27 protein-coding genes are annotated in these 25,039 nt (G+C 74.3%); 19 read left to right on the top strand and 8 right to left on the bottom strand.

Going from position 1 to position 25,039, the window contains the following annotated elements:
* The first annotated feature begins 26 nt into the window (after positions 1 to 26).
* A complete protein-coding gene (locus ACIGHB_RS13680) occupies positions 27 to 1,361 on the top strand; it encodes an aminotransferase class I/II-fold pyridoxal phosphate-dependent enzyme (RefSeq protein WP_399912688.1) in 1,335 nt (444 codons plus the stop codon).
* A 59-nt stretch (positions 1,362 to 1,420) separates the two neighbouring features.
* On the opposite strand, the gene ACIGHB_RS13675 is transcribed toward ACIGHB_RS13680, so the two are convergent.
* Positions 1,421 to 2,497 carry a DMT family transporter gene (locus ACIGHB_RS13675; protein ID WP_399912685.1) on the bottom strand — a complete coding sequence of 359 codons (1,077 nt, stop codon included), beginning with the start codon at positions 2,495 to 2,497 and terminating at the stop codon, positions 1,421 to 1,423.
* Positions 2,498 to 2,570: 73 nt separating this feature from the next.
* Here ACIGHB_RS13675 and ACIGHB_RS13670 point away from each other — a divergent pair, with 73 nt between their 5' ends.
* Positions 2,571 to 3,473, top strand: a complete 903-nt coding sequence (locus ACIGHB_RS13670; protein ID WP_360318970.1) for a LysR substrate-binding domain-containing protein — start codon at positions 2,571 to 2,573, stop codon at positions 3,471 to 3,473.
* A 67-nt stretch (positions 3,474 to 3,540) separates the two neighbouring features.
* Here the strand turns inward: ACIGHB_RS13670 and ACIGHB_RS13665 are convergent, their stop codons facing one another.
* Positions 3,541 to 4,008: a pyridoxamine 5'-phosphate oxidase family protein gene (locus ACIGHB_RS13665; protein ID WP_360318972.1), complete on the bottom strand. Its 468-nt coding sequence runs from the start codon at positions 4,006 to 4,008 to the stop codon at positions 3,541 to 3,543.
* A 140-nt stretch (positions 4,009 to 4,148) separates the two neighbouring features.
* On the opposite strand from ACIGHB_RS13665, the gene ACIGHB_RS13660 reads away from it, so the two are divergent.
* Positions 4,149 to 4,871, top strand: coding sequence for a cysteine hydrolase (locus ACIGHB_RS13660; RefSeq protein WP_399912682.1), 723 nt, complete (start codon positions 4,149 to 4,151; stop codon positions 4,869 to 4,871).
* Between the two features lie 71 nt (positions 4,872 to 4,942).
* Here ACIGHB_RS13660 and ACIGHB_RS13655 read toward each other — a convergent pair whose 3' ends face one another.
* Positions 4,943 to 5,359 carry a Rieske (2Fe-2S) protein gene (locus ACIGHB_RS13655; RefSeq protein ID WP_360318974.1) on the bottom strand — a complete coding sequence of 139 codons (417 nt, stop codon included), beginning with the start codon at positions 5,357 to 5,359 and terminating at the stop codon, positions 4,943 to 4,945.
* A gap of 214 nt (positions 5,360 to 5,573) precedes the next feature.
* On the opposite strand from ACIGHB_RS13655, the gene ACIGHB_RS13650 reads away from it, so the two are divergent.
* Together ACIGHB_RS13650 and lepB are read left to right on the top strand one after the other, a co-directional pair.
* Positions 5,574 to 6,722 carry an AraC family transcriptional regulator gene (locus ACIGHB_RS13650; RefSeq protein ID WP_399912678.1) on the top strand — a complete coding sequence of 383 codons (1,149 nt, stop codon included), beginning with the start codon at positions 5,574 to 5,576 and terminating at the stop codon, positions 6,720 to 6,722.
* A 159-nt stretch (positions 6,723 to 6,881) separates the two neighbouring features.
* Entirely contained in the window at positions 6,882 to 7,493 is a 612-nt protein-coding gene (gene lepB, locus ACIGHB_RS13645; RefSeq protein WP_399912675.1) for a signal peptidase I, read from the top strand.
* A gap of 11 nt (positions 7,494 to 7,504) precedes the next feature.
* Here lepB and ACIGHB_RS13640 read toward each other — a convergent pair whose 3' ends face one another.
* The gene (locus ACIGHB_RS13640; protein ID WP_399912673.1) at positions 7,505 to 8,122 is read right to left on the bottom strand and encodes a TetR/AcrR family transcriptional regulator; all 618 of its coding nucleotides are present in this window, start codon (positions 8,120 to 8,122) and stop codon (positions 7,505 to 7,507) included.
* A gap of 207 nt (positions 8,123 to 8,329) precedes the next feature.
* Here ACIGHB_RS13640 and ACIGHB_RS13635 point away from each other — a divergent pair, with 207 nt between their 5' ends.
* From ACIGHB_RS13635 to ACIGHB_RS13610, 6 genes are all read left to right on the top strand, one after another.
* The gene (locus tag ACIGHB_RS13635) at positions 8,330 to 9,010 is read left to right on the top strand and encodes a DUF6230 family protein (RefSeq protein WP_360321538.1); all 681 of its coding nucleotides are present in this window, start codon (positions 8,330 to 8,332) and stop codon (positions 9,008 to 9,010) included.
* 119 nt (positions 9,011 to 9,129) lie between these two features.
* Positions 9,130 to 9,645 (top strand): DUF6114 domain-containing protein, encoded by a 516-nt coding sequence (locus ACIGHB_RS13630; protein WP_399912670.1) that lies wholly within the window; start codon positions 9,130 to 9,132, stop codon positions 9,643 to 9,645.
* The gene (locus ACIGHB_RS13625; protein WP_360321532.1) at positions 9,642 to 10,427 is read left to right on the top strand and encodes a DUF6230 family protein; all 786 of its coding nucleotides are present in this window, start codon (positions 9,642 to 9,644) and stop codon (positions 10,425 to 10,427) included. Before ACIGHB_RS13630 ends, ACIGHB_RS13625 begins: the two co-directional genes overlap by 4 nt.
* On the top strand, positions 10,421 to 10,831 hold the full coding sequence (locus ACIGHB_RS13620) for a DUF6114 domain-containing protein (protein ID WP_360321529.1): 411 nt from the start codon (positions 10,421 to 10,423) through the stop codon (positions 10,829 to 10,831). Before ACIGHB_RS13625 ends, ACIGHB_RS13620 begins: the two co-directional genes overlap by 7 nt.
* 59 nt (positions 10,832 to 10,890) lie before the next feature.
* Positions 10,891 to 11,472 (top strand): hypothetical protein, encoded by a 582-nt coding sequence (locus ACIGHB_RS13615; RefSeq protein ID WP_399912666.1) that lies wholly within the window; start codon positions 10,891 to 10,893, stop codon positions 11,470 to 11,472.
* On the top strand, positions 11,469 to 12,173 hold the full coding sequence (locus ACIGHB_RS13610) for a DUF6230 family protein (protein WP_360321523.1): 705 nt from the start codon (positions 11,469 to 11,471) through the stop codon (positions 12,171 to 12,173). Before ACIGHB_RS13615 ends, ACIGHB_RS13610 begins: the two co-directional genes overlap by 4 nt.
* 12 nt (positions 12,174 to 12,185) lie before the next feature.
* Here ACIGHB_RS13610 and ACIGHB_RS13605 read toward each other — a convergent pair whose 3' ends face one another.
* From ACIGHB_RS13605 to ACIGHB_RS13590, 4 genes are all read right to left on the bottom strand, one after another.
* Positions 12,186 to 12,368: a hypothetical protein gene (locus tag ACIGHB_RS13605; protein WP_360321520.1), complete on the bottom strand. Its 183-nt coding sequence runs from the start codon at positions 12,366 to 12,368 to the stop codon at positions 12,186 to 12,188.
* 109 nt (positions 12,369 to 12,477) lie between these two features.
* Positions 12,478 to 13,434 carry a DUF4436 domain-containing protein gene (locus ACIGHB_RS13600; protein WP_399912662.1) on the bottom strand — a complete coding sequence of 319 codons (957 nt, stop codon included), beginning with the start codon at positions 13,432 to 13,434 and terminating at the stop codon, positions 12,478 to 12,480.
* A 23-nt stretch (positions 13,435 to 13,457) separates the two neighbouring features.
* A complete protein-coding gene (locus ACIGHB_RS13595; protein WP_360321514.1) occupies positions 13,458 to 14,627 on the bottom strand; it encodes an agmatine deiminase family protein in 1,170 nt (389 codons plus the stop codon).
* A 184-nt stretch (positions 14,628 to 14,811) separates the two neighbouring features.
* On the bottom strand, positions 14,812 to 15,393 hold the full coding sequence (locus tag ACIGHB_RS13590) for a TetR/AcrR family transcriptional regulator (RefSeq protein WP_360321511.1): 582 nt from the start codon (positions 15,391 to 15,393) through the stop codon (positions 14,812 to 14,814).
* A gap of 129 nt (positions 15,394 to 15,522) precedes the next feature.
* Here ACIGHB_RS13590 and ACIGHB_RS13585 point away from each other — a divergent pair, with 129 nt between their 5' ends.
* The 8 genes from ACIGHB_RS13585 to ACIGHB_RS13550 all read left to right on the top strand — a co-directional run bounded on the left by ACIGHB_RS13585 (position 15,523) and on the right by ACIGHB_RS13550 (position 24,856).
* Positions 15,523 to 17,220, top strand: a complete 1,698-nt coding sequence (locus ACIGHB_RS13585) for a protein kinase (protein WP_399912658.1) — start codon at positions 15,523 to 15,525, stop codon at positions 17,218 to 17,220.
* Between the two features lie 85 nt (positions 17,221 to 17,305).
* Positions 17,306 to 17,887: a helix-turn-helix domain-containing protein gene (locus tag ACIGHB_RS13580; RefSeq protein ID WP_360321505.1), complete on the top strand. Its 582-nt coding sequence runs from the start codon at positions 17,306 to 17,308 to the stop codon at positions 17,885 to 17,887.
* Positions 17,888 to 18,259: 372 nt separating this feature from the next.
* Positions 18,260 to 19,279 carry an agmatine/peptidylarginine deiminase gene (locus ACIGHB_RS13575; RefSeq protein ID WP_399912654.1) on the top strand — a complete coding sequence of 340 codons (1,020 nt, stop codon included), beginning with the start codon at positions 18,260 to 18,262 and terminating at the stop codon, positions 19,277 to 19,279.
* Between the two features lie 275 nt (positions 19,280 to 19,554).
* Positions 19,555 to 21,264: an ABC transporter substrate-binding protein gene (locus ACIGHB_RS13570; protein WP_399912651.1), complete on the top strand. Its 1,710-nt coding sequence runs from the start codon at positions 19,555 to 19,557 to the stop codon at positions 21,262 to 21,264.
* Positions 21,261 to 22,220 carry an ABC transporter permease gene (locus tag ACIGHB_RS13565; protein WP_399912648.1) on the top strand — a complete coding sequence of 320 codons (960 nt, stop codon included), beginning with the start codon at positions 21,261 to 21,263 and terminating at the stop codon, positions 22,218 to 22,220. The genes ACIGHB_RS13570 and ACIGHB_RS13565 overlap by 4 nt, the downstream gene beginning before the upstream one ends.
* Positions 22,217 to 23,071: an ABC transporter permease gene (locus ACIGHB_RS13560; protein ID WP_360313385.1), complete on the top strand. Its 855-nt coding sequence runs from the start codon at positions 22,217 to 22,219 to the stop codon at positions 23,069 to 23,071. The genes ACIGHB_RS13565 and ACIGHB_RS13560 overlap by 4 nt, the downstream gene beginning before the upstream one ends.
* Positions 23,068 to 24,069: an ABC transporter ATP-binding protein gene (locus ACIGHB_RS13555; RefSeq protein WP_399912644.1), complete on the top strand. Its 1,002-nt coding sequence runs from the start codon at positions 23,068 to 23,070 to the stop codon at positions 24,067 to 24,069. The genes ACIGHB_RS13560 and ACIGHB_RS13555 overlap by 4 nt, the downstream gene beginning before the upstream one ends.
* Complete coding sequence (locus ACIGHB_RS13550; protein ID WP_399912641.1) at positions 24,059 to 24,856, top strand: ABC transporter ATP-binding protein; 798 nt, start codon at positions 24,059 to 24,061, stop codon at positions 24,854 to 24,856. The genes ACIGHB_RS13555 and ACIGHB_RS13550 overlap by 11 nt, the downstream gene beginning before the upstream one ends.
* The last annotated feature ends 183 nt before the right edge of the window (positions 24,857 to 25,039 follow it).

Here is a 25,039-nt window from a genome sequence, read left to right as displayed (position 1 = left end):
TATTGCACTAGTGCATAATCTGGTTTGTGCTAGGAGAGTATCGGATCGAAGGTCGTCGCGCATCGGATATCGCCGCCAGTGTGGAGCGAGGCGTGGGGACGGGGGCTCTGGAGCCTGGGCAAGCTCTCCCGCCCATGCGGGAGTTGGCGGCGCTCCTGGGGGTGAATCCGAACACCGTCGCCGCCGCGTACCGCACCCTTCGGGAGCGCGGGGTCATCGAGACCGACGGGCGGCGCGGCAGCCGGGTGCGTCCGCGACCCGCGACCACCGCGCGCGGCTCGCTGCGCGTCGAGGCACCGCCCGGTGTCCGGGACCTCAGCGGCGGCAACCCCGACCCCACCCTGCTGCCGGCGCTCGACGGGGCCTTCGCCGAGGCGGCCCGGCGGTACGCCGAACGGCCCGGCCTTTACGGCGAGGCGCCCGTCGACCCCGGCTTCGCCCGGCTCGCGCGCGCCGCCTTCGACGCCGACGGCGTCCCCGACGGACCGATCGGTGTGGCCTCCGGCTCCCTCGACGCCATCGAGCGGATCCTCGCCGTCCGCCTCAGGCCGGGTGACGCCGTCGCCGTCGAGGACCCCGGCTGGGGCAGCCTCCTCGACCTCGTGCCCGCCCTCGGCCTCCGGCCCGTACCGGTCGCCGTCGACGACGACGGGCCGCTCGCGGAGGGCGTCGAGCGGGCGATCGCCCGCGACGGCGCCCGGGCAGTGATCGTCACCGACCGCGCCCAGAACCCCACCGGGGCCTGCCTCGGTGCCACCCGCGCCGCCGAACTGCGTCGGGTCCTCGCCGCCCACCCCGGCGTGCTGCTCATCGAGGACGACCACGGCCACGGCATCGTCACCCGGCGGCTGCGGCCGCTCGCCGGCGTCACCGACAGCTGGGCGCTCGTCCGCTCCGTCGCCAAGGCGTACGGCCCCGACCTGCGGATCGCCGCCTTCACCGGCGACCCCGAGACCGTCGACCGCGTCCTCGGCCGGCAGCGCCTCGGCCCCGGCTGGGTCAGCCGCCTCCTCCAGCAGGCGGTCGCCCACCTCTGGAGCACGGACGCGGTCGATCCGGAGGCGGTCGCCGACGCGTACGGGGAGCGGCGCGACGCCCTGGTCGGGGCGCTGGCGCGGCGGGGCGTCGCGGCGCACGGCCGCAGCGGCATGAACGTCTGGGTGCCGGTCGCTGACGAGACCGGGGCCGTGGCGCGGCTGCTCGCCTCGGGCTGGGCGGTCGCCCCCGGCGCCCGCTTCCGCCTCGCCACGGGGCCGGCCGTCCGGATCACCGTCTCGACCCTCGCCCTCGACGACATCGAGCCCCTCGCCGACGCCGTCGCGACGGCCGCCGGCCCGGCCCCCGCCCGCAGCTTCGGCTGAGGGGAGGGGGCGGGCCGGTCTTGCCGATGCGAGTCGGGTTTGACACGACGGTGCGGGGTTCAGGTGCGGGCCGGGGTCTTCCCGGGCGACGCGACGGGGGCGGAAGCGGAGGCAGGGGCAGAGGCGGGAGCGGAGGTTGAGGTGAGGGTGCGAGTGGTGCGGGACGGGGCCGGGGTGCGGGGTGAGGTGCGGGTCTGGGTGAGGGCCGCGCCGAGGAGGACCACGACGGCGCCGACCGGGGTGTTCCACGCGAGCTGCTCGCCCAGGAAGGCCACACCCGCCGCCGTCGCGATGACCGGGATGAAGTACGTGACCATCGAGGCCGTCGTCGGGCCGACCTCCGCGACCACGCCGTACTGGAGCAGCATCGCGTACCCCGTACCGAGGGCGCCGAGGGCGATCACCGCGAGGAGCGGCAGGAGCTCGACCGAGTCCGGGACGGTCGTGAAGAGCGGGGTCACGACGGCGAGCTGCAGGGTCGCCACGCCGACCTGGCCGGTCGCCAGGGAGAGGTTCGACGCGCCCGTGCCGCTCAGGGTGCGGCGGACGTAGATCCAGCCGACCGCGTAGCTGAACGAGGCGAGCAGCGCCAGCACCGTGCCCGTCACGTCCAGGCCGGAGAAGCCCTGCCACGCGCCGAGCACCGTCAGGACGCCGATGAAACCGATGCCGAGACCCGCCGCGCGCACCCGTGTGGGCCGGTCCTCGGAGAGCGCCACGAGCGAGAGAACCATGCCCCACAGCGGGGTCGTCGCGTTGCAGATCCCCGCCAGCGTCGACGGGATCGTCAGCTCCGCGTAGGCGAACAGCGAGAACGGCAGCGCGTTGAGCAGGAACGCCGCCACCGTCAGGTGCCCCCACGTCCGTGCCCCGCGCGGCAGCCGGTCCCGCTTCACCAGCACCGCCACCGCCAGCACCGCCGTACCGAAGAGCAGCCGGCCGAACGTCACCTGGAAGGGCGCGAAGCCCTCCGTGCCGACCTTGATGAGCAGGAAGCTGAAGCCCCAGATCAGGGCCAGCACGCCGAAGCGCACCCGCCAGTCGAGGAGGCGCGAGCGGAGGGGGCGGCGGCCGGGGGCGGAGGACGGTCCGGGCGGGGTGGCGGAGGTGGGGGCGGGGACGGCTGCGTGGCTCATGCACTCAGGGTGACGGCCACGACATCGTAGAACAAGCGAGATTATCTCGACCCTTTCCCTTAGCATTGCTTACATGTTGAACCTGGAGCGCCTGCGCACCCTCGACGCCGTCGCCCGGCACGGCTCCGTCAGCGGTGCCGCCGACGGTCTGCACGTGACCACCTCCGCCGTCTCCCAGCAGCTGTCCAAGCTGGAGCGTGAGGTGGGCCAGCGGCTCCTCGCCAAGAACGGGCGCGGGGTGCGGCTCACCGACGCCGGGCTGCTGCTCGCCGAGCACGCGGCCCGGATCCTCTCCCACGTCCAGCTCGCCCAGGCCGACATCGAGGCCCAGCGGGGCCAGGTCGTCGGTGAGGTCCGGCTGGTCGGCTTCCCGACGGCCGCGCGCGGCCTCTTCCCCGCGGCCCTCGCCTCCCTCCGCGCCCGCCACCCCGATCTGCGGGTCCGCACCGCGGAGTTCGAGCCCGAGCACGGGGTACGGGCGGTGCTGCGCGGCGACGCCGACCTCGCGATCGTCCTGGACTGGAGCAACCGGCGGGCGCCGGTCCCCGGCGAGTTGGAGCGGGCGCATCTGCTCGACGACTCCGCCGACGTCGCCCTGCCGGCCGGCCACCGGCTCGCCGGGCGGGAGGCGGTGGACCTGGTGGACTTCGCCGACGAGGAGTGGGTGTCCTGGCCGGAGGGCGAGTTCTGCCACGACTGGCTGATGTTCACGCTCCGCTCCCAGGGCATCGAGCCGCGCATCGCCCACTTCGCGGGCGAGCACCACACCCAGCTCGCGCTCGTCGCCGCCGGACTCGGCGTCTGCGTCACGCCCCGGCTCGGCCGGCCGCACCCGGAAGGCGTCGTCTGCGTGCCCGTACGCCAGCAGATGCGCCGGCACATCTACGCCACCTGGCGCACCGACGCCGGCCGCCGGCCCTCGCTGCGGGCGGTCGTCGAGGCGCTGCGGGAGGCGGGCGGGCCGCACGCGGGCTGAGCGGCGGGAGGGCCTGCGCGCGGCTGAGGGGTGGGAGGGCCTCTACGCCGCTGAGCGGCGGGGGTTCCTACATGCCGCCGAGCTTGCGGAAGTCCCAGGAGGCGATCGCGTCAGGGGTCAGCCGGAGCCAGGCGTGCCGGCCGTCGTGCGGCATGGAGTCCAGGCCGAAGTTCTTCGCGGCGAAGAGACGCTCCACCGCGTCGAGTTCGGGACAGGGCTCGCCCGTGCGCGGTGCCTCGCCGACGAAGACGGCCGTCCCCGACAGTTCGACCCCGCGCAGATCTCCGTACTCCTCGCCGTCGTCCACCAGGACGGAGATCCGCGGATCGGCCCGCAGCTCCGCCCAGCGGCGGCTGCGCGTCAGCGAGTACAGCCAGAGCGAGGTGCCGTCCCACGCGAACCAGAGCGCGCTCACATGGGGCCGGCCGTCGGCGGACACGCTCGCGACCCGGCAGGTGCGCTGTTCGGCGAGGAAGGAGTCGAGCTCCTCCGGGGTCATCATGATCCGGCGTCCACGGCGCTGTGCGACGGTCATCGTCCGCACCCTTCTGGATTTCCGAGGGGACTGGTCGTCCGCTGAGACTGGTTTTCTGATGAAGCGTCAGAAAACATGGGCCGTCAGAAAGCATGGGTGCCTGTCCACGCCGGTGCAAGAGGTACGTCCGAGGGGGAGCGATGAGCGGAAGCGGAGCAGCGGGCCGAGAGGGAGCGGGCCGAGGGGGAGCGGGCCGAGAGGGGGCGGCGGACCGCCGGGAGGAACTGGAAGAGCGGCTGCGCCCCGACTCGACGGTGCTGCTCACCGTCGAGTGCCAGGAAGGGGTCGTCGGCGAACTCAGCGCCCTTCCCGAACTCGCCGCCGTCGCCCGGCGTTCGGGCGCCCTCGCCAACGTGGCCCGGCTGGTCGACGCCGCGCACGGCGCCGGCGTCCAGGTCGTCCACGCCGTCGCCGAGCGGCGTCCCGACGGGCGCGGCTCCAGCGGAAACGCCCGCCTCTTCCGCGCCGCCGCGCGGCTTCCTGTGCAACAGCACAGCGGTTCCACGGCGGTACGCGTCGCGGCGCCGATCCAGGTGGCGGACGAGGACCTGGTGGTGCGCCGCCTGCACGGCCTGTCCCCGCTGGCCGGGACGGACGTGGACGCCCTGCTGCGCAACCTGGGCTGCCGGACCCTCGTCGTCACCGGCGTCTCCGCGAATGTGGCCGTGCCCAACGCCGTCTTCGACGCCGTGAACCTCGGCTACACCGTCGTCGTCCCCCGGGACGCGATCGCGGGGGTCCCGGCCGACTACACCCCCGCGATGATCCGCAACACCCTCGCCCTCGTCGCCACCCTCGCCACCACCGACGACCTCCTCGCCGCCTGGAAGGCGCCCCGGCGTTCCTCGGCGCGGGAAGGGTGACGGCTTCGGGGTGACCGCCCCGGAGTGGCGGCCGTGGGGCGAAGGCCCCGGGGTGACGGCCGTGGGACGGGTCAGCCGAAGGAGATGTCCTCGCCCTTCACCTCGATCGGTTCCGGGGGGAGGGGCGAGGTCGCCGGGCCCGACGTCACGCTGCCGTCGTTCATGTCGAACCTGCTCTGGTGGCACGGGCAGATGATCACGCCGTCCTTCACCTCGCTCACCGCGCAGCCGGCGTGGGTGCACTTCGACGAGAACGCCTTGTACTCGCCGGCCTTCGGCTGGGTGATGACGATCCCCCTGTCCGCCAGGACCTTGCCGCCGCCGACCGGGATGTCCCCGGTCTTCGCGAGCGGGGCCTGCGGCGCGCCGTCGCCGCCCCCCGTACCGGTGCCGCCCTCGGCGTCCGAGCCCCCGCAGGCGGCCAGTGCCGCCGCCGCGAGCCCCGCCCCGCCGGCCGCCACTACGGTCCGCCGTGCCACTCCGCTCATGCCTGCCCCTCTCCCGTTCGTGCCCTCGCGCGCCGCCGGCAGCACCGTCGGCGCGTTCCTGGAGCGACGGTAGACGCAGTTCCTGTGACGTACGCCCCGTTCGCGCAGACTCCCTCCCCGCACCTGACAGTTCGCTTTAGAGTGTCCGAACCTGGACAGTGGGTGCATGAAGTGTCCAGCCTGCGGGGCGGGTCGGGGCGGGGAGGCGGCGGGCATGCGAACGGCGTCGGGGGTGGGCTCCGGGTCGGTCCGCGTGCGGCACGTACGGGCCGTGCTGCTGGGCGCCCGGCGGCGCGGGGCGGACACCGCGGCGCTGCTCGGCCGCTCCGGTCTGCCGGCCGGACTGCTCGCCGAACCGCTCGCGGACGCCGGAGCCGGTGTCGGAGCCGAAGTCGGAGCCGACTTCGACGCCGACGGGGCGGGCCGCGTGCCCGCCCGTGCGTTCGGGCGGCTCGTACGGAGGGTCTGGGCGGCCCTCGACGACGAGCTGATCGGGTTCGGCGGCGCCCCCACCAGGGTCGGCACCTTCGCGATGATGGGGCACGTCGTCGTCCACGGCAGCCGTGACCTCCGCGAGGCGATGCACCGCGCGGGCACCTTCTACTCCCTCTTTCCCGGCGGGCCGAGCTTCCGCCTCGTGGAACCGGCCGGGCCGGCGGGGGAGCGCGGCGGGCCCGACGAGGCCCGGCTGGAGTTCGACGTCTCCGAGTACGACGACCCGCTGCACTTTGGCGCCGAGGCCACCGTCCTCGTCGCCCACCGGTTCGCCGGCTGGCTCGTCCGCCGCCGGATCGGGCTGCGCCGCGTCGAGTTCGCCCACCCCGAGCCCCGCCACGCCGCCGAGTACGCCCCGCTGTTCGGCGCCCCCTGCGTCTTCGGCACCGGGCGCACCACCGCGGTCTTCGACCGCGCCGATCTCGACGAGCCCGTCCTGCGGGACGCGGAGGCCCTCGCGGACTTCCTCCGCCGCGCCCCCGACGACGTCCTCGGCTGCGCGGAGTGGGGGAGCACGACCACCGGCCGGGTGCGCCACCTCATCGGGCGGGCCCTGCCCGCCGGGCCCGTACCGACACCGGAGGAGCTCGCCGAGCGCCTCTCCGTCAGCCCGCAGACCCTCCGCCGTCGGCTGGCCGCCGAGGGCACCACGTACCAGCGGCTGCGCGACCAGGTGCGGCGGGATCACGCCCTCGCGGAGCTCAGCGCCGGCCGGGTCTCCATCGAGCGGCTCTCCCGCCGGCTCGGCTTCTCCGAACCCAGCGCCTTCCACCGGGCCTTCCGCCGCTGGACCGGCGAGACCCCGCGCGCCTACCAGGCCCGCGACCGGGGCGACGCCCTCACGCCCACCGCCGGGCGCTCTTGTTGACATACGGTCAACAAGGCTGAGCGGTACGGTCACAGCGGCCGCCCTCCGACCGGCCTACCGTCCCGGCATGACCGAACACGTCCGGTCCGGGGCCGCACCGCACCCGGGCCGAGGGGGCCGCCGCACAGGCTGCCGGGGAAGCCGCCGAAGGGGCGGCCGATGAGGGCGCGGCGGGCCGCCGGCGCGGTCGTCGGGGCCGGCGTCCTGCTCTGTCTGCTCGCGGGAGTGGCCGTCACCGCCCTCGGCGTCCGGGTCGACGGGGCCAGCATGGACCCGACCCTGCGCCCCGGCGACCGGATCCTCGTCTCGCCGGACTCGGAGGGCCGGGTGAGCCGCTTCGACGTCGTGCTGCTCCGCGGCGGCCGGCAGGACTCCCTCATGGTGAAACGGGTGATCGGCGTACCGGGCGACCGGGTGGCGATCGCGTCAACCGGCGAGGAACCCTTCCAGGTGCTGCTCCAGGAGAACGGCACGGGACCCGTCCGGCGGGTCGTCGCCGCCCAGTGGGCCGACCGGGCCCACCGCACGGGCGCGTGCTGCGCGGCGGACGGCACCAGGTCGGCCCGCGCCGCGCTGCGGACCGTGCCGGAGGGGTCCTTCTTCTACCTGGGCGACAACCCCGACCTCTCCGACGACTCCCGCCAGTACGGCTGGGGCGCGATCGACCGGGTCGAGGGGCGGGTCGGGCTGCGCGCCTACCCCGTCTCGACGGCGCCGGGCCTCGGCAACCGGCCCGTCCTGGAGGAGTACGCGGGCCCCCGGCCGCCCTAGGGCGGCGCGGCTCAGGCGCGGGGCTCGGCGGCCGGAGTGCGCTCCGCGCCGGTGCTGAGGGCGACCCGGACCACGGTGTCCGCGATCCGGCGGGCCGACTCCCCGGGCGGGGCTGCGGCCTGGACGACGTGGCTCGCCGTCAGGCGGACCGCCGCGTCCACCGCCAGTTCGCGTGCCACCGGGTCGAGCGAGGGCCAGGTCTCCGCCGCGTACGTGTCCGCCGCCGTCGTCGCGAGCTCGAACGCGGCGGCCGAGCGGGTCGTGAGGTAGGGGAGGAGGCCGTCCTCGCCGGCGCTCGTCAGCATCGCCCGGATCAGCGGATTCCGGCCGGCGAGCGTCAGCGTGAAGGCGACGGCCGCCTCCACCGCCGCGCGGAGGTCGTCCCGGTGCGTGTCCAGGGCCTGCTGGACACCGACCAGGCAGCGCTCCAGCTCGCGCCGGAACAGGGCCTCGCCGACCGCCTCCTTGGACGGGAACTCGGAGTACAGCGTCTGCCGGCTGACGCCCACGTCGCCGGCGAGGTGCGCCATGCGCAGCTTGGCGAAACCGTGCTCCGAGACCCGGACGAAGGCGGCGTCCAGCAGGCGTTCGCGCAGCAGTGTCCGGACGGTCTCCCTGAAGCGTGCCATCGCGCCAGCGTAGAGCAGCGCTCTCCGTCCGCCCGCGGATGTCGGAACGGCGAAGTCTGTCCGTTCTCTTGACACTCCCTCTCCAAGTGTCCAATTCTCGAACAGGCAGCCGCCAAGTGTCCGTCGTCCCGGGCTCCGGCTCCCGACGCACGGCCGTCCCACACCCCTCCCGCGCCCCGCGCGCGGACCGACGGTTGGAGAACCCTCATGCAGACCGAGCCCAGAGGCGTCACCCGCTGGCGCAGATCGGCCTTCCTCGCCGTACCCGCCTGCGCGGCGGTCGCCGCCATGGCCACCGCGATGGTGCAGGGCGCCCTCGCGGCGAACCTCTCCCTGACCAGCGTGCCGTTCACCCTCAGCTCCAGGACCGTGGCGGCCCCCCAGGGCATCGGGGCGGTCCTGCACACCATCGACGCCGGCGGACCCAAGGGCGCCGCGCAGGTCGGCATCGCCAAGGCGGGGCTCGACGGGATCTGCGTCCACGCCACCCAGTCCGTCAACCTCCCGGTGATCGGCAGCCTCGGCACCTGGTCGCTCAACATCTCCTCGCCCGCCGCCGCGACCCCGCTCACCAGCGAGCAACTGGTCAACGGCGCCGGGCTCCAGGCCAACAAGCTCGTCCTCGACGCGCAGGCCCTCCGGGCGGCCACCGCCACCCTCAACGCGAGCGACGCCACCCCGAACGTCATCGGCGCCGCGGCCGACGGCGACGGCATCAAGGCCACCGGCATCAAGGACGGCGCCGCCGGCCAGTTCGGTCTCGACGCCACCGGTGGCCGCACCGACATCAGCAACCTGAACGCCGACGCGAACGGCGCCACGATCGCCGGAGCCATCACGCTGCCGGACCTCGCGATCGCCATCAAGCACGGCGACTCGGGCTGCTGAGACCCACCTCCCACCGCGCGAAGCACCACCGCACGACCGGCACCGGGGCGGCGCGCCACCGCGGGGCGCCCCGCCCCGGAGCCGGCACCCCGTCCGCCGCACGCCCCTGCGAGGCCCCTGTGACGCGTACCGACCCACCCGCCCCCGGCGTCCCCGAGACGGCCGGTGTCTCCGAGGCGCCGCCCTCCGCCCCGGCCCGTGCCCGCCGCGCCTTCCGCCGCTGGCGTCGCACCCGGCCGTTCTGGGCCGCGCTGTGGATGGCCCTCGGCGGCTTCGTGATCTTCTTCCTGCCGATGGCCCCCCTCGGCAAGATCCTCCAGGTCGGCGTCGGCGGCGTCGCCGGCATGGCCGGCGGCGTCGTCATCATGGCGATGGCCCTGCTGGTCCTCGCCCTGCCCGGCCAGCGCCACACCGCGGGGACCATCGCCGTCATCGCCGGTGTGGCGTCCTTCCCCCTCTCCAACCTCGGTGGCATCTTCGCCGGAATGGCCCTGTCGGTCCTCGGCGGCGCCATGGCCTTCGGCTGGCTGCCCGAGAAGCCCGCCAAGCGGCCCGGCGGCCTCCTCCGCCGGCGTACCCGCGCCACCGACGGGACCCCCGCGTCCCCCGTATCCGTGGGGAGCGGCTCCGTATGAACCCCCTCATCGCAGGCTCCCGCACGGCAGGCGCCCGGCTCGCCCGGCTCCGGGCGCACGGCGCCCGTGCCACCGCCGAGTGGAACGCCCGGATGCTCGCCGAGGCCGCCGACGGCACCCGCCGCGGCACCCGCTGGGGGCGCGGCGCCTGCGCCCTCGTCCCCTCCTGCCTCGCCATCGGCGCGCTCGGCGCGGCCCTCGCCCAGGGCGCCCTCGCCGCCAACTTCAGCGTCACGGGCCGGCCGTTCACGCTCACGTCCAACGGCGTGTCCGGCTCGGGCTTCGGCGCCATCGTCAACACCCCCGCCGTGGGCCGCCCGGACGGTACGACGACCACCGACACGGCGATGGCACGGGTCGGGTTCGCCAGCGCCGGCCTCGCCGGGCTGTGCGGGATCGTCCACCAGTCGATCGCGGGCGTGCCGTACTCCCTCCTCCTCACCGGCGGCCAGAAGGTGACGGCGACCCCGCCCGCCTCCTTCACCACCGACATCGACGCCTCGAACCTCTACATCCAGGCGACCGAACTCCAGTCCTACGGCCCCACCACCCTCCAGAACGCGGTCCTCGGCCAGTCCGCCGACCAGGTCACCGTCGCCGGCAAGCCGCTCACCGGCGCGCTCCCCGGAGGCTTCGGCCTCGGCTCGGCCGGCGGCGAGGGCGGCAGCTCCATCACGCTGCACGGCCTCAACGCCACCGCGTACGACGCCGAGATGGCGGGCGCGCTGGTCCTGCCCGACCTGCGGCTGAGGGTCGTCGCCGGAACGGCCACCACATGCTGAGCCGGGCGCGGACGGCGTACGCGTGGTTCCGGGCCTTCCGCCGCACCCGCCCCTTCTGGGGCGCGGTGTGGCTGGTGGCCGGCGGCTGGACCGTGCTCAAGTTCTCCCTCAGCTCGGTGCAGCTCATCGTCAGCACCGGCTTCGGCGGCGTCGCCGGATACCTGGTCGGCGGCGGGATGATCCTCTGCGGGCTCGTCCCGCTCGCCGCCCCCCGGCAGCGCTACACCTTCGGGATCATCGGCTGCGTCCTCGCCGTCGTCTCGCTCGTCGTCTCCAACCTCGGCGGCTTCCTCGTCGGCATGGCCCTCGGGGTGCTCGGCGGCTCGATGCTGGTCGGCTGGGGCGCCCGGCGTCCCCGAGCCGCCGCCGGCTCCGCGGCCGTACCCGAGGCGGTGGAGGCGTGACGGGCGCGGCGGCGCCGCGGAGCGGAGGCGTACGGGGGAGGCGCAAGGCGCTCGCGGTCGTGGCCGCCCTCGGGCTCGCCGTCGCGAGCGCGCTCGCCTCCGGGCAGCCCAGCAGCGCCGCCGGGCGCCCGCCCGCGGCCGTGCAACCCCTCGGCGTACCGTTCCTGCCCAGCCCCGACCCGCTCCACGTGACGATCGACAGCATGGTCGCCATCTCCCTGACCGTGGACAAGGGCGTCACCATCCGGCTCTCCGACGGCACCACCCGGGTCACCAACAAGTACACCTTCACCAAGCTGAAGATCCGCTCGCACATGAACGTCACCCAGCGGGCCGCGGGACACACCCTCGTCATCGACGTGCCGGACGAGGGCTCGCTCGGCGGCTACGACAGCGCCGGCAAGCCCGAGACGACCACGATGTGGGGAAACATCACCCACGTCTGCGTCCGCGTCCTGCTCAAGATCTGCGGGGTGCAGGGACTGCTCGACTTCTTCGGCTCGCTCATCCCGCTCACCGCGGGCGCGGAGGAGTTCTCCGGCGACATCTACGCCATCCGGACCGTCGACGACCACGCCGCCCTCGACTCCACCGACAACCCCGTCCACCTCCCCGGAACGATCACGGTGACCACGCCATGAGCCCCCCGGACCTCCTCGGGCCCGAGGGCCGCACCCACTGGTGGCGCGCCCTCGCCGTCGCCGTCCCCGCGCTCCTCGCCGCCGGCGGACTCGGCTCGGCGATGGCCACCGGGGCGCTCGCCGTCGGCCTGCGCGTCCAGGACCGGGCCGTCGACTTCACCACGAGCAGCCTGTACGGGACGCGGTACGGCGCCGCGATCGTCGACCAGGAGGTCGTACGGTCCGACGGCACGGCCGGCAGCGTGCGGGTGCTGCGGATGGGGTTCGCCGAAGGCGTCCTCAACGGGCTCTGCCTCAGCCAGCGGCAGCGGATCGCGGGAGCCACGTACACCCTGCTGCTCACCCTGGGCGACGACAACCCCGGCTCCTGGGAGATCCGCACCCGGAACACCGTCCTCGACCTCAGGAACGCCACCGGCGTACTCGACATGGACGGCATCGTCGACCTCAACGTCAACGGCGCCGACGTCCGCACCGTCGAGGACGCCACAGGCACCCCCGTGCCGAACCCGCTGGGGGCACCGCAGCACCGTTTCGGCATCCAGGCCCGCTACGCCAAGTTCGACCGGATCACCGGCACCGCGCAGGACTTCCAGATCCCGGGGCTGCTCACCACGCCCCGGCTCAAGCTCTCCGTGAAGCCCGGTGCCGTCGCCTGCCCCGCGCCCGCCGCCCCCACCGGGACGCCCGGAACGCCGTGAGGGAGGGGTCTTTCAGCCGAGGAGGCCGAGCAGCCAGCCGAAGAAGTCCCCCACGGCGCCGAAGGCCCACTGCGCCACGACCACGAGGAGCACGCAGAAGCCGAGGAAGAGGACGGTGCCCCAGCCGCAGCCGTGGCCGCCCACGTCCGGCGCGTCGTTGCCCCGCCCGCCCGCCTCGAAGTCGAACAGATCCATGAGGACTCCCCCTGATCGCCGCGCGGAGCCCCCCGGCTCCGCCCCCGTGATCGGAGACTCTGCCACGGCCCCGCCGGTTCCAGGACCGGCGGGGCCGTCGAGCCGGATGTCAGGCGGTCTCCGGGGCGCTTCCTTCCGTTCGTCCGGCTGCTTCGGCTCTCTTCGCTCCTTCGGCTCGTTCCGCTCCTTCGGCTCGTTCCGCGCGGAAGCCCGTGACGGCCACCGCGACGAGGCAGCAGGCGACCACGGTCTCCGCCCAGAGGAAGGCGAGGTAGTCCAGGAGACAGCCGATCGGCGGTGTGCCGGGGGCCGTGTTGCGGAAGGCCGCGAGGGCGAAGAGCGTGGCCGCCATCCAGCCGAGGGCCGGCCAGGTCAGGCCCTTCCGTCCGGTGACGAGGAACCAGGCGCCGAGGAACACGGAGACGGCGAGCGCCCACATGGCCACCATCATGAAGACGGCGAAGACGAGCACGCTGTCGGACCGGCCGAGGGAGACGTCGTAGAGCGCGGTCCCGTTCTCCTCCGAGGCGTCCACCGTCGCCGCGAAGAGGGCGTCGGCGTTGGTCAGCGTCATGTGGACGGGGACCTTCTCGCCGCCCTGGACGGCGGTGAACTCGATCGCCGCGTCGTAGGCGTCGAAGGGGTAGTCGGTGATCGAGCCGCCCGTCAGCGTGACGGGAAGGTCCCTGGTCGCGATGCGGCTGTGCGCCGGGAAGGACAGGTCGCCCCGGGTGGAGGGGGAGGTCTGGAGCGTCAGGTCCTCGGTCGGCGAGACGCCGCCGGCCTCGGCCAGGGCGCCCCGGGGGGTGACCAGGACGCGGAGCGTGAGTTCGCGCCCGGCGGCGTCGACGCGCTGGACCGAGGCCAGGACGTCGACCCGGTCCGGGGCGCCGCCGCCCACGGTGTACGCCGTGTCCTGGGCCTGGCGTTCGCCGAACTGGACCCAGACGCCCAGGGCGAGGGCGGCCACGACGAGGAGGCAGGCGAGGGCGGCGGGCAGCGGGCCGCGCCGGTGCGGTCCGCCCCCGAGCGGTCCGCGGCGGCGGGTGGTGGACACGTGGGGCACGTGGTCTCTCCTCGGTTCCCGCGTCAGTCGACCGGCTTGCCGGGCTGGTCGTGCGTGGCGCAGTGGATCCCGCCGCCGCCGGTGGCGATGGTGTCGATGTTCACCTGCACAATGTCCCGCTTCGGGAAGTGCTCCTGGAGGATGCCCCGGGCCCGGTCGTCCGCCTTCCGGTCACCGAACTTGGGCATATACACAGCGTCGTTGCCGATGTAGAAGTTCGCGTAGGTGGAGAGGAAGTCGTCGCTGTAGCCCGGGATCCGGTCGGGGTCGGGCTGGGGGAGGTCGATGACCTCGAAGGGGCGGCCCTTCGCGTCGGTCGCCTCGCCCAGGACGGACGCGGCCTGGTCGGAGGAGCGGGACCAGGAGTCGGGGGGCGTGCCGGGGAAGGCGCGGTCGAGGAGGATCACGCCGGGCGCGGTGAACCGTACGAGACTGTCGACGTGCGCGTCGGTGATGTCCTCGCCGCGGACGCCCTTCAGCCAGATCACCTTCTCCATGCCCAGGAGCTCCTTGAGGTCGGCCTCGATCTCGGCGCGGCTCATGCCCGGGTTGCGGTTGTCGTTGACGATCGAGCTCTCGGTGACGAGGAGGGTGCCCTCGCCGTCGGTCTCGAAGGAGCCGCCCTCGGCGACGAGCGGTGCCTCCTCGCGGGGGACGCGGTACTTGGCGAGCAGCTTCCTGCCGACCTGGGCGTCGTTGTCGTGGACCTGTTTCTCGCCCCAGCCGTTGAAGTGGAAGTCGACGCCGACGACCTCGCCGCCCTCCTCGACGAAGACGGGGACGGTGTCGCGCGCCCACAGGTCGTCGACGGCGAGCGGGATGACCTCGACGTCCCTGCCGCACGCCTTCTGCGCCGCGGCGACCTGGTTCGGCCGCGCCATCATCACGACGTACTCGTACGCGGCGATGGCCCGGGCCACGCGGGCGATGTCCTCCCGTACGTAGGGCAGGTCCTCGCCCCAGACGGAGTCCAGGGCCGGCCACGACATGAAGGTGCGGGCGTGACTCTCCCACTCGGCGCCCAGGCGGCGGTCCACGTCGGTGCCGGTGCCCCTTCCGCCGGCGGGGCCGGTGGCGGAGGCACCCGCCCGGCCGGGGTCGGCGGGCCCGCAGGCCGTGGAACCGAGGGCGAGGGCGCCGATCCCCGCGAGCACCCGCAGGGCGGAGCGGCGGGAGGGACGGAAGGCGGACATCTGGGTCTCCGATCGAGTGGGGGGCGGGACCAGGTCAACAGCGTGCATGGACAGGCCCCTGGATCCCCGGCATCGCCGGGCCGGATGAGGCTGTCGTGTCGCCACTCTGACACTGACTGAAAATTCAGTCAAACCAGCGGAAGGGCGGGCGCGGCGCGTAGGGGTGAGGTGGTGGCGCCCGCCGTCAGCGGCTCAGGCGGTCGAGTTCGAGGGTGACCGCCTCCTCCACCAGCTCGCGGGCGTGGGGCAGGGGGAGCGCGCCGCTGAGCCAGCGGGTGCTCAGTCCCTCCAGGAGGCCGGTGAGCCGCTCGGCGGAGGCCGTGAGGGCGGGCGCGGGGGCCGTCGGCCGGATGCCGCCCAGGAGGTCGGCGACGTCATGGATCCAGGTCAGCGTGGCCCTGGCCAGATCGCCGCGCAGCTCGGGCTCGAAGACCGCGCTGGCCCGCAGCTCTCCCCAGGCCGTGCTGTTCTCCCTGACCTCGGGGAGGTCCTGGAACTCCAGGAGCAGGGACTGCACCAGCTCCTGCCGGGGGTCGAGCCGTCCGCCGGGGTCGCCCGCGCCCGAGGTGTACCGGTCGGCCCGGTCACTGATGAACTCCAGGGTGTGTCGCAGAACGCCGGCCCGGTCCTTGAAGTGGTAGTAGATCAGCGCGGTGGAGACCCCCGCCTCGGTGGCCAGTTCCTCCATGCGCAGCCCGCGCACTCCCCGCCGGGCTATCACCCGGGCCGCGCCTTCCAGGATGGCGTTTCGGCGGTCCGTCGCCACGTGTGATCCCCTCCCGATGGTTCGAGGCACCAGTGTCGCATGTTGACTGAATCTTTAGTTAGAGGCACGATGCGCCGGTTGTGTCCGTCGACCCGCGCCCCTCTTTCCACCTCGTCGAAAGAGCCCCGCATGTCCGCTCAGCTTCCTGGTGTTCCCGGCGCGCAGTCCGCCCACGCGGCGCTGACGGCCGACGACCCGCGAGAGATCGGCGGCTACCGCCTCCAGGCGCGGCTCGGTTCGGGCGGCATGGGGGTGGTGTACCTGGCGCACACGCCCGGTGGACGGCCGATCGCGCTCAAGGCGGTGCGGGAGGAGTTCGCGGGGGACCCCGAGTTCCGTCTGCGGTTCGCCCAGGAGGTGGCCAGCGCGGAGCGCATCCACGGCCTGTTCACCGCGCAGGTGGTCGCCTCGGGCGTGGACGCCCCGACCCCGTGGCTTGCGACCGCGTACGTCCCCGGGCCCTCGCTGCACGAGGCGGTACGGCGCCACGGCCCGCTCCCGGTCCGCACGGTGCTGCCGCTCCTGGCCGGGATCGCCGAGGCGCTGGAGGCGATCCACCGGGCCGGTGTCGTCCACCGCGACCTCAAGCCCGCCAACGTACTGCTCGCGGAGGACGGCCCCCGGGTCATCGACTTCGGCATCGCGCGCGCCGCCGACGCGGTCGCGCTGACCGGCACGGGGCTGCGGATCGGCACCGCCGCGTTCATGGCGCCCGAGCAGGCGCTGGGCGGCCCGGTGTCCCCGGCCACCGACGTGTTCGCGCTCGGCGCGCTGATCGCGTACGTGGCGGGCGGCGAGCCGCCCTTCGGGGCGGGCCCGGAGTCGGCGGCCCTGTACCGGGTGGTCCACGAGGAACCGGACCTCGCCCGCGTGCCGGAGGAGCTGCGCGGCCTGGCGGCCTGGTGCCTCGCGAAGCGGCCCGAGGACCGTCCGTCACCGGCGGACCTGATCGCGGCCGTCCACGCCCACCCGCTGGTCGGAGCCCGCCCCGAGTTCGGGGAGGGCTGGCTGCCGTGGTCGATCGGCAGCGAGGTGGCGGGACGGGCGGTGGGACCGACGGGGGGCGGGGCGGAGGGGCGGACGGTGGGACGCACGGAGGGACGGACGGCGGGGCGGGCGGAGGGGCTGACGGTGGGAGGGGCGGAGGGGCGGGCGGTGGGTCCGGCGCCCGTCTGGTCCGTGCCGGGGCGGCTGCCCGCTCCGGTCCACGCGCAGCCCACGGTCATGGCGCCGGCGGCTCCCGGAGCCACCCCGGTGCCGCCGGACGCCGCGGCGCGGGACGGCGCGGGGGGCTCCGCCGCGTCCTCCTCGCGCCGAGGCGTCCGGCGGGGCGGGCGGGACGGGCAGGGCGGGCGGCGCGGAATCGTGTGGGCGCTGACGGCGTGTGCGGTCGCCGGGGCGGTCGGCGGCGGGCTGTACGTTCTCGGTCCGCCGGCCGGCCCCGACCCGGCCGCCCCCTACACCCGGGTCGGGCAGGAGGTCACCCTCACCGCCCCGGACGACAGCTACGAGTTCGATCTGCACGCCCGGAAGGTCGTCCCCGCGGACACCGCCGGCTGGTACCTGGCGCGCGACCGGTCGGAGTTCGTCCTGCCCGAGGACAGCGACGCCTTCGTCGCCGAGGGGTTCGACCTGGGCCCCGACGCCTGCGTGCGGGGCGTCGACACGGAACCCGTGACCCGGGTCGCCTTCGCGGACCTGGACGACGAGCGCCCCTTCTGCATCCGGGGCGCGGACGGCCGGGACCTCGTCGTCGTACGACTCCTGGAGGCCCGGACCGACGGGGGTCCCGTCGCCGCCGCCTTCGAGCACTACCGGCGGGAGTAGAACGGCGAGCCCGTCAACCTCCTCACATCCGCCCCCTCACATCCGCCTCGTCCGGCGGCCGGTGGGGACCGGTAAGGTTCGGGCCATGGCGTCTCGCAGTACTCAGATCCTCGAAGCGGCCGCCCGGGTGATCGCCCGGCGCGGGGTCCGTGGCCTGCGCGTGGAGGAGCTCGCCGCCGAGGCGGGCGTGTCCACCGCGCTGATCTACTACCACTTCAAGGACCGCAGCGGGATCCTGCTGAAGACGCTGGAGTTCATCAACGACCGCGCCGAGCGGTACACGCGCGAGCGCGACCCGGACGCCCCGCCGCTCAGCCCGCGCGAGGAGCTGGAGCACACCCTGCTGCTGGAACTCCAGGACACCACCGAGGTCCGGGAGAACAGCAGCGCCTGGGGCGAGCTGCGCGCGAGCGCCGTCTTCGACGACGTGCTGCGCGAGGACCTGGCGCGGGCCACGCTCGTCTGGGTCCAGGAGGTCGCGGCGCTGCTCGGCCGGATCCAGCCGATGGCCCCGGCGGTCGCCCTCGCGGGCGCGGCCGAGCGCCTCACCGCCCTGCTGGAGGGGCTGAGCATGCGCTGGCTCAGCGGCACGCTCCAGATCTCCCACGCCCGGACGCTGATGAGCGAGGGCATCGACGCCGAGGTCGAACGACTCGGTCGCCGCTGACCCGCTCGGCACCTGCCCTGCCTGCCTGAAACCGGCGCAGGCAGGGCTTGCCTGTACCCCGCACCGGTAAGGGCGCACACCCGTACCTGTGCCAGTACCTGTACCCGGCCCGTACCGCCCCCCCACGTACCCGTACCCGTACCCGGCCACGTACCGGCCCCCGCGCCCCGTATCCGGCCACGTACCGGCCCCCGTGCCGCCCCCCGTACCCACCCCCCACGACATCCGCGGCCCGAATCCCTGCCCTCACCCTTGACTGAATTTTCAGTCGAGAGGAGGATGCTGTTCACACCGCGTACCCGTCCCCACGTTCGCGCCAGGCCGAGCCGGCGCCGCCGACGGGTACTTCTGGCGAAACGAAGAGAGACCGTGATGACTGCATTCCGTATGCCTGCCGAGTGGTCCGAGCACGAGGCGTGCCTCATGGCCTGGCCCGTCCGAGAGGACCTGTGGGGCAGCGTGCTGGACGACGTCAAGGAGGAGTACGCGAACGTCGCCCGCGCCATCGCCGCCTTCGAACCCGTCACCATGGTCGCGCCGCCCGGCCACGGCGACGACGCCAGGGCGCGGTGCGGTGACGGCATCACCGTCGTCGAGCTGCCGCACGACGACTCGTGGTTCCGCGACTCCGCCCCGCTCTTCGTCCTCGACGGCGACGGCAACCGCGCCGGCGTGGACTTCCGCTTCAACGCCTGGGGCCGCAAGCACCACCCGTACGACTCCGACGACCGCGTCAGCGCGCTCCTCCTGGAGCACCTGGGCGTCGACCGCATCGCCTCCGGCATGATCCTGGAGGGCGGGGCGATCACCGTCGACGGCGAGGGCACGCTCATCACGACCGAGCAGTGCCTGCTCCACACCAACCGCAACCCCGGTCTCACCCGCGACCAGATCGAGGCCGAGCTCAAGGCCAGGCTCGGCGTGGAGAAGGTGATCTGGCTGCCGTACGGCGGTCTCCTCGACACGGAGACCGACGGACACGTCGACGGCGTCTGCGCCTTCGCGGCCCCCGGCACCGTCGTGGTCTCCCTGCCCGACGACCCCGACCACCCGGACCACGCCCGGATGCGCGCCAACCGCGCGGTCCTGGAGTCGACCCGGGACGCCCGGGGCCGGCGCCTGGAGATCGTCGACGTGCCCCAGACCGCCTTCGCCGAGATGCCGGGCGGCGAGGTCGAGGTCTCGTACCTCAACTACTACGTGGCCAACGGCGGCGTCGTCGTCCCGGTGGCCGGGCGGCCCCAGGACGAGGCCGCCCTCGCGGTGATCGCCTCGGCCTACCCGGGGCGCAAGGTGGTTCCGGTGCGCGCCACCGCGATCGCCTACGGAGGCGGCGGCGTCCACTGCATCACCCAGCAGGTCCCGGCCGCCCGCGCCCGCGCCTCCGCCTAGCGCGCGCCCTCCGCACCGCGCGGGGCCGCCGGCGCCCCCGGAGCCTCCCGGAGCCGCACCGCGCGGGCCCCGGAGCCGCACCGCGCGGGCCCCCGGAGCCGCTCCGGGAGCCGCCCCGAGCCGCACCGGGAGCCGCCCCCGACTCCGTGCCCCGCGCGGTGCTCTCGCCCCCTTCCGTACGAACCGCCGCTGCGGTGCGGTCCGCCGCCGTGCCCGCCTCCGACGGCCGCCCCCGGCCGGCAGCCCCGTACCCCTCACGGAAAGACAGCGCGACGATGACGACACCTCCCTCACCGAGCAGCAGACGCTCCGACCGTCCCGCCCGGCCAGACCTCTCCGCCCGCCCCGACCTCCCCACCCGCCCCCGCCGCCGAGGCCGGACGGTCGCCGCCACCGCGGCACTCGCCGCGCTCGCCCTCCTCGCCGCCTGCTCGGGCCCGCCCAAGGGCGGCGCGAACGGCGTCGAGGCCCGGCTCTCCGCCACCACGCCCCCCGCCCGCGCCGAGATCGACTCCTTCACCTGGGCCCTCTACGCCGAGCCGCCCACCCTCGACTACACGGTCGCCTTCGACTACCCGCAGAACACCGTCCTGTCCAACGTGTGCGAGAGCCTCATGCGCTGGACGCCGCAGCTCACCGTCGAACCGGGGCTCGCCCGCAAGGCGTCGAGCCCGGACCCCCGCACCTGGGTCTACGACCTGCGGCCCGGGGTGCGCTTCCACGACGGGCGGACGATGACCGCCGACGACGTCGTCTTCAGCCTCGGCCGGCAGACCGACCCGAAGAACGCGGCGGCCTGGGCGCAGGTCTTCCAGAACGTCGCCTCGGTCCGCGCGACCGGCCCCCTCCAGGTCACCGTCCGCCTCAAGCGGCCCGACTCCCAGTTCCCGCAGTACATGGCCACCGCCGCCGGCGTCGTCGCCTCGCGCGAGGGCGTCGAGGCGGCGGGCAAGGACTACGGCACCACCGGCGGTCTCGCCTGCACCGGCCCCTTCCGGCTCGGCGCCTGGCAGAAGGGGCAGTCCATCGAACTGGAGCGGTTCGACGGCTACTGGGGCACCGGGGCCAAGGCGAAGAAGGCCGTCTTCCGCGTCCTCACCGACCCCTCCGCCCGTACCAACGCCATGCTCAGCGGCGAGATCGACGGCGGCTACCTCATCCCCACCGAGAGCTACGCCCGCCTCAAGGCCGCGGGGATCGGCACCCTGTACTTCGGCGAGGGCCTCAGCACCGTCAACGTCAACATCACGAACATGAAGGGCCCGCTCGGCGACGTCCGGGTCCGCCGGGCCCTCTCCCTCGCCCTCGACCGCTCCGGCTTCGTCAAGGCCGGACTCGGCGGCGCCGGCACCGTCACCGGCTCCCTCACCACCCGCGCCGCCTGGGCCGCCGCACCCGAGAGCGCCCTCAAGACGGCGTTCGACGGACTGCCGCCCACCACACCCGACATCGAGAAGGCCAAGGCCCTCGTCAAGGAGGCCGGGGCCACCGGCAAGACCCTGACCATGGTCACCAGCCCCATCGGCCAGGACGTCTCGCTGCTCGCCACCGCCGTCCAGGCCGCCGGCACCCGCATCGGCCTCGACATCCGCCTCAAGACGGTCTCCCCGAACGCCTTCACCGCGCTGTTCACCGACCCGGAGGCCCGCGAGGGCGTCGACCTGTTCCCGCTCACCCTCTACAACTCCATCACCGACCCCCTCGACCTGCTGACCAACTTCAAGACCGGCGCCTACCTCAACTACGCGGGCCACAGCGACCGGCGGTACGACGAACTCGTCGACCGGGCCTCCGCCGCGTACGAGCCGGGGGAGCGGCTGGCCATCGAGGCCGAGCTGAACAGGATCGCCGCCGAGCGGCTCCTGTGGATCCCCGTCGCCGAGTGGCCCACCTCGGTCTTCCTCAACAAGAGGATCACCGGCGCCCCCACGACCATCTCGTACATGTACCAGCCGTGGGCCGCCTCCGTGGGGGCCGCGCGGTGAGCTTCCTCCGCTTCGCCGTCCGGCGCGTGGCGGAGATGGCCGCGACCCTCCTCGCCGCCTCCTTCGTGGTCTTCGGCGCGCTGTACCTGGCCCCCGGCAGCCCGGCGAGCTTCCTGCTCGCCGGCCGCTCCGCCTCGCCCGACGCGCTGGCCGCGATCAACGCCCGGTACCACCTCGACGACCCCTTCGCCGTGCGGTACCTGCGCTGGCTCGGGGACATGGTCCAGGGCGACTTCGGACGCTCCCTCACCTACCGCACCGACGTCTCCCGCCTCCTGGCCGACCGGCTGCCGACCACCCTGCTCCTGATCGGCATGGCGCTCGTCGTCGTGGTGGTCGTCGGCCTCTTCCTCGGCCGGCTCTCCGCCGTCCGCGGCGGCGCCACCGACACCGCGGTCCTCGTCGGCACGACCTTCGCCGTCGGCACCCCGTCGTTCGTCGCCGCCGTGCTGCTCCAGACCGTGTTCGCCGTGAAGCTCGGCTGGTTCCCCAGCAGCGGCGCCGGCGACGGCTTCCTCGACCGGGTCTGGCACCTGACCCTGCCGGCCATCGCCCTCGCCCTCTACCTGATCGGCATGCTCGCCCGGGTCACCCGCTCCGCCATGCTCGAAGCCCTCGACAGCGAGCATGTCACCGTCGCCCGCAGCCGGGGCGTACCCGAGCGCCAGGTCATCCGCCGCCACGTGTTCCGCAACTCGCTCGGCACCGTCCTCACCACCGGCGGCCTCATCGTCTCCACCCTGCTCGTCTGCACGATCCTCGTGGAGACCGCGTTCAGCATCGGCGGCGTCGGCCAGCTCCTCGAACTGTCCACCTCGACCAAGGACTTCCCGACCGTCCAGGCGATCTCCCTGATCATCGTCGCTCTCTTCATGTCCGTGAACCTGCTCGTCGACCTGCTGCTCCCGCTGGTCGACCCCCGGATCGCGCTCGGAACGAGGAGCTCCTCCGCATGACCGCCGTCCTCACGCGCCGGCCGGGCCTCGCCCGGCTCCGTACCGCCCGGTCCCCGCTCCACCTGGCCTGCCTCTGCCTCGTCGGCCTCGTCACCGCCGCCGCCCTGCTCGCGCCCTGGATCGTCCCGTACGACCCCAACGAGATCGACCTCGGCAACGCGCTCGCGGGCCCCTCCGCCGCGCACCCGCTCGGCGTCGACGCGGCAGGGCGCGACACGCTCTCCCGGCTGCTGCTCGGCGCCCGCACCTCCCTCCTCGGGCCCCTCGGCGTCGTCCTCTTCTCCACGCTCGCCGGCCTCGCGATCGGCATGGCGGCCGCCTGGCGCGGCGGCTGGCTCGACTCCGTCCTCTCCCGCTCCACCGAACTCGTCTTCGCCTTCCCCGGCATGCTGCTCGCGATCCTGATCATCTCGATCCACGGCGAAGGGCTGCTCGCCCCCGTCATCGCGCTGTCGCTCGCCTACCTGCCGTACGTCAGCCGGCTCACCCGCTCGCTCGTCCTCGCCGAGCGGGCCCGGCCCTACGTGAGCGCCTACCGGGTCCAGGGCCACTCGGCCCTCCAGATCTGCCTGCGCCACATCCTCCCCAACATCGCCCCCGTCGTCCTCGCCCAGTCCACCATCAACTTCGGCTACGCGCTCATGGACCTGGCCGGCCTGTCCTTCCTCGGCCTCGGCGTCCCCGCGCTCACCCCCGACTGGGGCCGCATGGTCTTCGACGGGCAGACCGCGGTCCAGCACGGCTACCCGCTCTCCGCGGTCCTGCCCTGCGTGTTCATCGTGCTGACCGTCGTCGCCTTCAACGTCGTCGGCGAGCGCTGGGCCGACCGCGTCGCCAGGAGAGACCGATGACCCCCACCACGAAGCCCCCGCACGCCCTCGATGTCCAAGGGCTGAGGGTCACGCTGCCCGGCACCGCCCGGCCCGTCCTCGACGGCGTCGACCTGCACGTCGCCGCCGGCGAGACCGTCGCCCTCGTCGGCGAGTCCGGCTCCGGGAAGTCCCTCACCTCGCGCGGCGCGCTCGGCCTGCTGCCGCCCGGCGCCACCGTCGAGGGCCGGATCCGGGTCCGCGGCCACGACGTCCTCGCCATGAAGGCGGAACAGCTGCGCGCCCTGCGCACCGACACCGTCGCCATGATCTTCCAGGACCCCCGGGCCGCCCTCAACCCGATGCGCCGCATCGGCGACTTCCTCACCGAGAGCGTCACCCTCACCCGGACGATGAACCGGGCCGACGCCACCGCCCGCGCCGCCGAACTCCTCCGCGCCGTCGGCCTGGACGACTCCGCGCTGCGCGCGTACCCCGGCCAGGTCTCCGGCGGCATGCTCCAGCGCGTCATGATCGCCGCCGCGCTCATGGGCGACCCCGAGCTGCTCCTCGCCGACGAGCCCACCACCGCGCTCGACGTCACCACCCAGGCCGAGGTCATCGCCCTCCTCGCCGAACTCCGCGCCCGCTTCCGCACCGGACTGCTCTTCGTCACCCACGACCTCGACCTCGCCGCCGCCATCAGCGACCGCGTCTACGTCATGTACGCCGGGCGGATCGCCGAGAGCGGACCCGCCGAAGCCCTCTTCGCCCGGCCCCGGCACCCGTACACCGCCGCCCTTCTCGCCTCCACCCCCCGCCTCGAAGCCCCCGGCGGCCGGCTCGCCGCCATCGACGGGCAACCCCCCGACCTGCGGCAGGAACTGACCGGCTGCCCGTTCGCCGCCCGCTGCCCCTTCGCCACGGAGCTCTGCGGCCGGAAGGCGCCCGAGCCGGCCGGCGCGCCGGGCCTTCCGGACCACCGGGCCGCCTGCCACCACACCGACCGGCTCGAAGGGAGCACCGTCGATGTCCGATAACGCCCTGGAGGCCGTCGGCCTGCACCGCGCCTTCGGGAGCGTCCGCGCCGTCGACGACGTCTCCTTCGCCCTCCCCGAAGGCGGATCCCTCGGCATCGTGGGCGGATCGGGCTCCGGCAAGACCACGACGGCCCGCATCGTCGTCGGTCTGGAGCGGGCCGACGCCGGAGAGGTACGGATACGGGGCCGGGCCCGGACCGCCGCCGGACGCGGCCGGGCACGGCGCCTGGCCCGGGCCCGCGAGGTCCAGATGGTCTTCCAGGACCCGTACCTCTCCCTCGACCCCCGCGTCAGCGTCGAGGAGGTGCTGCGCGAGACCCTGCGCCTGCACTTCCCCGGCACCGACCACGACCGGCGCGTCCGCGAACTCCTCGACCAGGTCGGCCTGGGGACCCGGGCCGCCGACGCCCGCCCCCGGCACCTCTCGGGCGGCCAGCGCCAGCGGGTGGCCATCGCCCGCGCCCTCGCCGTCGAACCGGCCGTCCTCGTCCTCGACGAGGCGGTCGCGGCCCTCGACGTCTCGGTCCAGGCCCAGATCCTCAACCTCCTCGCGGACATCCGCGAACAGACCCGGATCGGCTACGTGTTCATCACCCACGACCTCGGCGTGGTCCGGTGCGTCACCGACGACGTCCTCGTCATGCGCCACGGTCGCGTGGTCGAGGCCGGCCGCACCGCCGACGTCCTCGCCGCGCCCGCACACCCCTACACCCGGCTGCTGCTGGAATCGGTGCCCCGCCCCGGCTGGGACCCCGAGGCGATCGCGGCCGCCCGCCGGGCCCTCTGACCACTGCGCCCGCACCGGGCCGCCTGAACACCCTCCCGCCCGCGGGGCTCTCTGTCCCTCCCATCCGTGGGCCCTCCGTCCCCCTCCCGTCCGTGGGCCCTCCGTCCCCCTCCCGTCCGCGGGCCCTCCGTCCCCTCCCGACCGCCCCGCCCGTGCGGGCGTCTCGCGCCCGCCGATCCCAGG

The organism is Streptomyces sp. NPDC085460 (assembly GCF_044541975.1).
GTDB lineage: Bacteria > Actinomycetota > Actinomycetes > Streptomycetales > Streptomycetaceae > Streptomyces.
This window is presented reverse-complemented; position numbering and strand designations above follow the sequence as displayed.

Excerpts from the sequence above, each read along its gene's own strand:
- ACIGHB_RS13675 (WP_399912685.1), bottom strand. The coding sequence starts at position 2,497 with ATGAGCCACGCAGCCGTCCCCGCCCCCACCTCCGCCACCCCGCCCGGA.
- ACIGHB_RS13670 (WP_360318970.1), top strand. The coding sequence starts at position 2,571 with ATGTTGAACCTGGAGCGCCTGCGCACCCTCGACGCCGTCGCCCGGCAC.
- ACIGHB_RS13665 (WP_360318972.1), bottom strand. The coding sequence starts at position 4,008 with ATGACCGTCGCACAGCGCCGTGGACGCCGGATCATGATGACCCCGGAG.
- ACIGHB_RS13660 (WP_399912682.1), top strand. The coding sequence starts at position 4,149 with ATGAGCGGAAGCGGAGCAGCGGGCCGAGAGGGAGCGGGCCGAGGGGGA.
- ACIGHB_RS13655 (WP_360318974.1), bottom strand. The coding sequence starts at position 5,359 with ATGAGCGGAGTGGCACGGCGGACCGTAGTGGCGGCCGGCGGGGCGGGG.
- ACIGHB_RS13650 (WP_399912678.1), top strand. The coding sequence starts at position 5,574 with ATGCGAACGGCGTCGGGGGTGGGCTCCGGGTCGGTCCGCGTGCGGCAC.
- lepB (WP_399912675.1), top strand. The coding sequence starts at position 6,882 with ATGAGGGCGCGGCGGGCCGCCGGCGCGGTCGTCGGGGCCGGCGTCCTG.
- ACIGHB_RS13640 (WP_399912673.1), bottom strand. The coding sequence starts at position 8,122 with ATGGCACGCTTCAGGGAGACCGTCCGGACACTGCTGCGCGAACGCCTG.
- ACIGHB_RS13635 (WP_360321538.1), top strand. The coding sequence starts at position 8,330 with ATGCAGACCGAGCCCAGAGGCGTCACCCGCTGGCGCAGATCGGCCTTC.
- ACIGHB_RS13625 (WP_360321532.1), top strand. The coding sequence starts at position 9,642 with ATGAACCCCCTCATCGCAGGCTCCCGCACGGCAGGCGCCCGGCTCGCC.
- ACIGHB_RS13620 (WP_360321529.1), top strand. The coding sequence starts at position 10,421 with ATGCTGAGCCGGGCGCGGACGGCGTACGCGTGGTTCCGGGCCTTCCGC.
- ACIGHB_RS13610 (WP_360321523.1), top strand. The coding sequence starts at position 11,469 with ATGAGCCCCCCGGACCTCCTCGGGCCCGAGGGCCGCACCCACTGGTGG.
- ACIGHB_RS13605 (WP_360321520.1), bottom strand. The coding sequence starts at position 12,368 with ATGGATCTGTTCGACTTCGAGGCGGGCGGGCGGGGCAACGACGCGCCG.
- ACIGHB_RS13595 (WP_360321514.1), bottom strand. The coding sequence starts at position 14,627 with ATGTCCGCCTTCCGTCCCTCCCGCCGCTCCGCCCTGCGGGTGCTCGCG.
- ACIGHB_RS13585 (WP_399912658.1), top strand. The coding sequence starts at position 15,523 with ATGTCCGCTCAGCTTCCTGGTGTTCCCGGCGCGCAGTCCGCCCACGCG.
- ACIGHB_RS13580 (WP_360321505.1), top strand. The coding sequence starts at position 17,306 with ATGGCGTCTCGCAGTACTCAGATCCTCGAAGCGGCCGCCCGGGTGATC.
- ACIGHB_RS13575 (WP_399912654.1), top strand. The coding sequence starts at position 18,260 with ATGACTGCATTCCGTATGCCTGCCGAGTGGTCCGAGCACGAGGCGTGC.
- ACIGHB_RS13570 (WP_399912651.1), top strand. The coding sequence starts at position 19,555 with ATGACGACACCTCCCTCACCGAGCAGCAGACGCTCCGACCGTCCCGCC.
- ACIGHB_RS13560 (WP_360313385.1), top strand. The coding sequence starts at position 22,217 with ATGACCGCCGTCCTCACGCGCCGGCCGGGCCTCGCCCGGCTCCGTACC.
- ACIGHB_RS13555 (WP_399912644.1), top strand. The coding sequence starts at position 23,068 with ATGACCCCCACCACGAAGCCCCCGCACGCCCTCGATGTCCAAGGGCTG.
- ACIGHB_RS13550 (WP_399912641.1), top strand. The coding sequence starts at position 24,059 with ATGTCCGATAACGCCCTGGAGGCCGTCGGCCTGCACCGCGCCTTCGGG.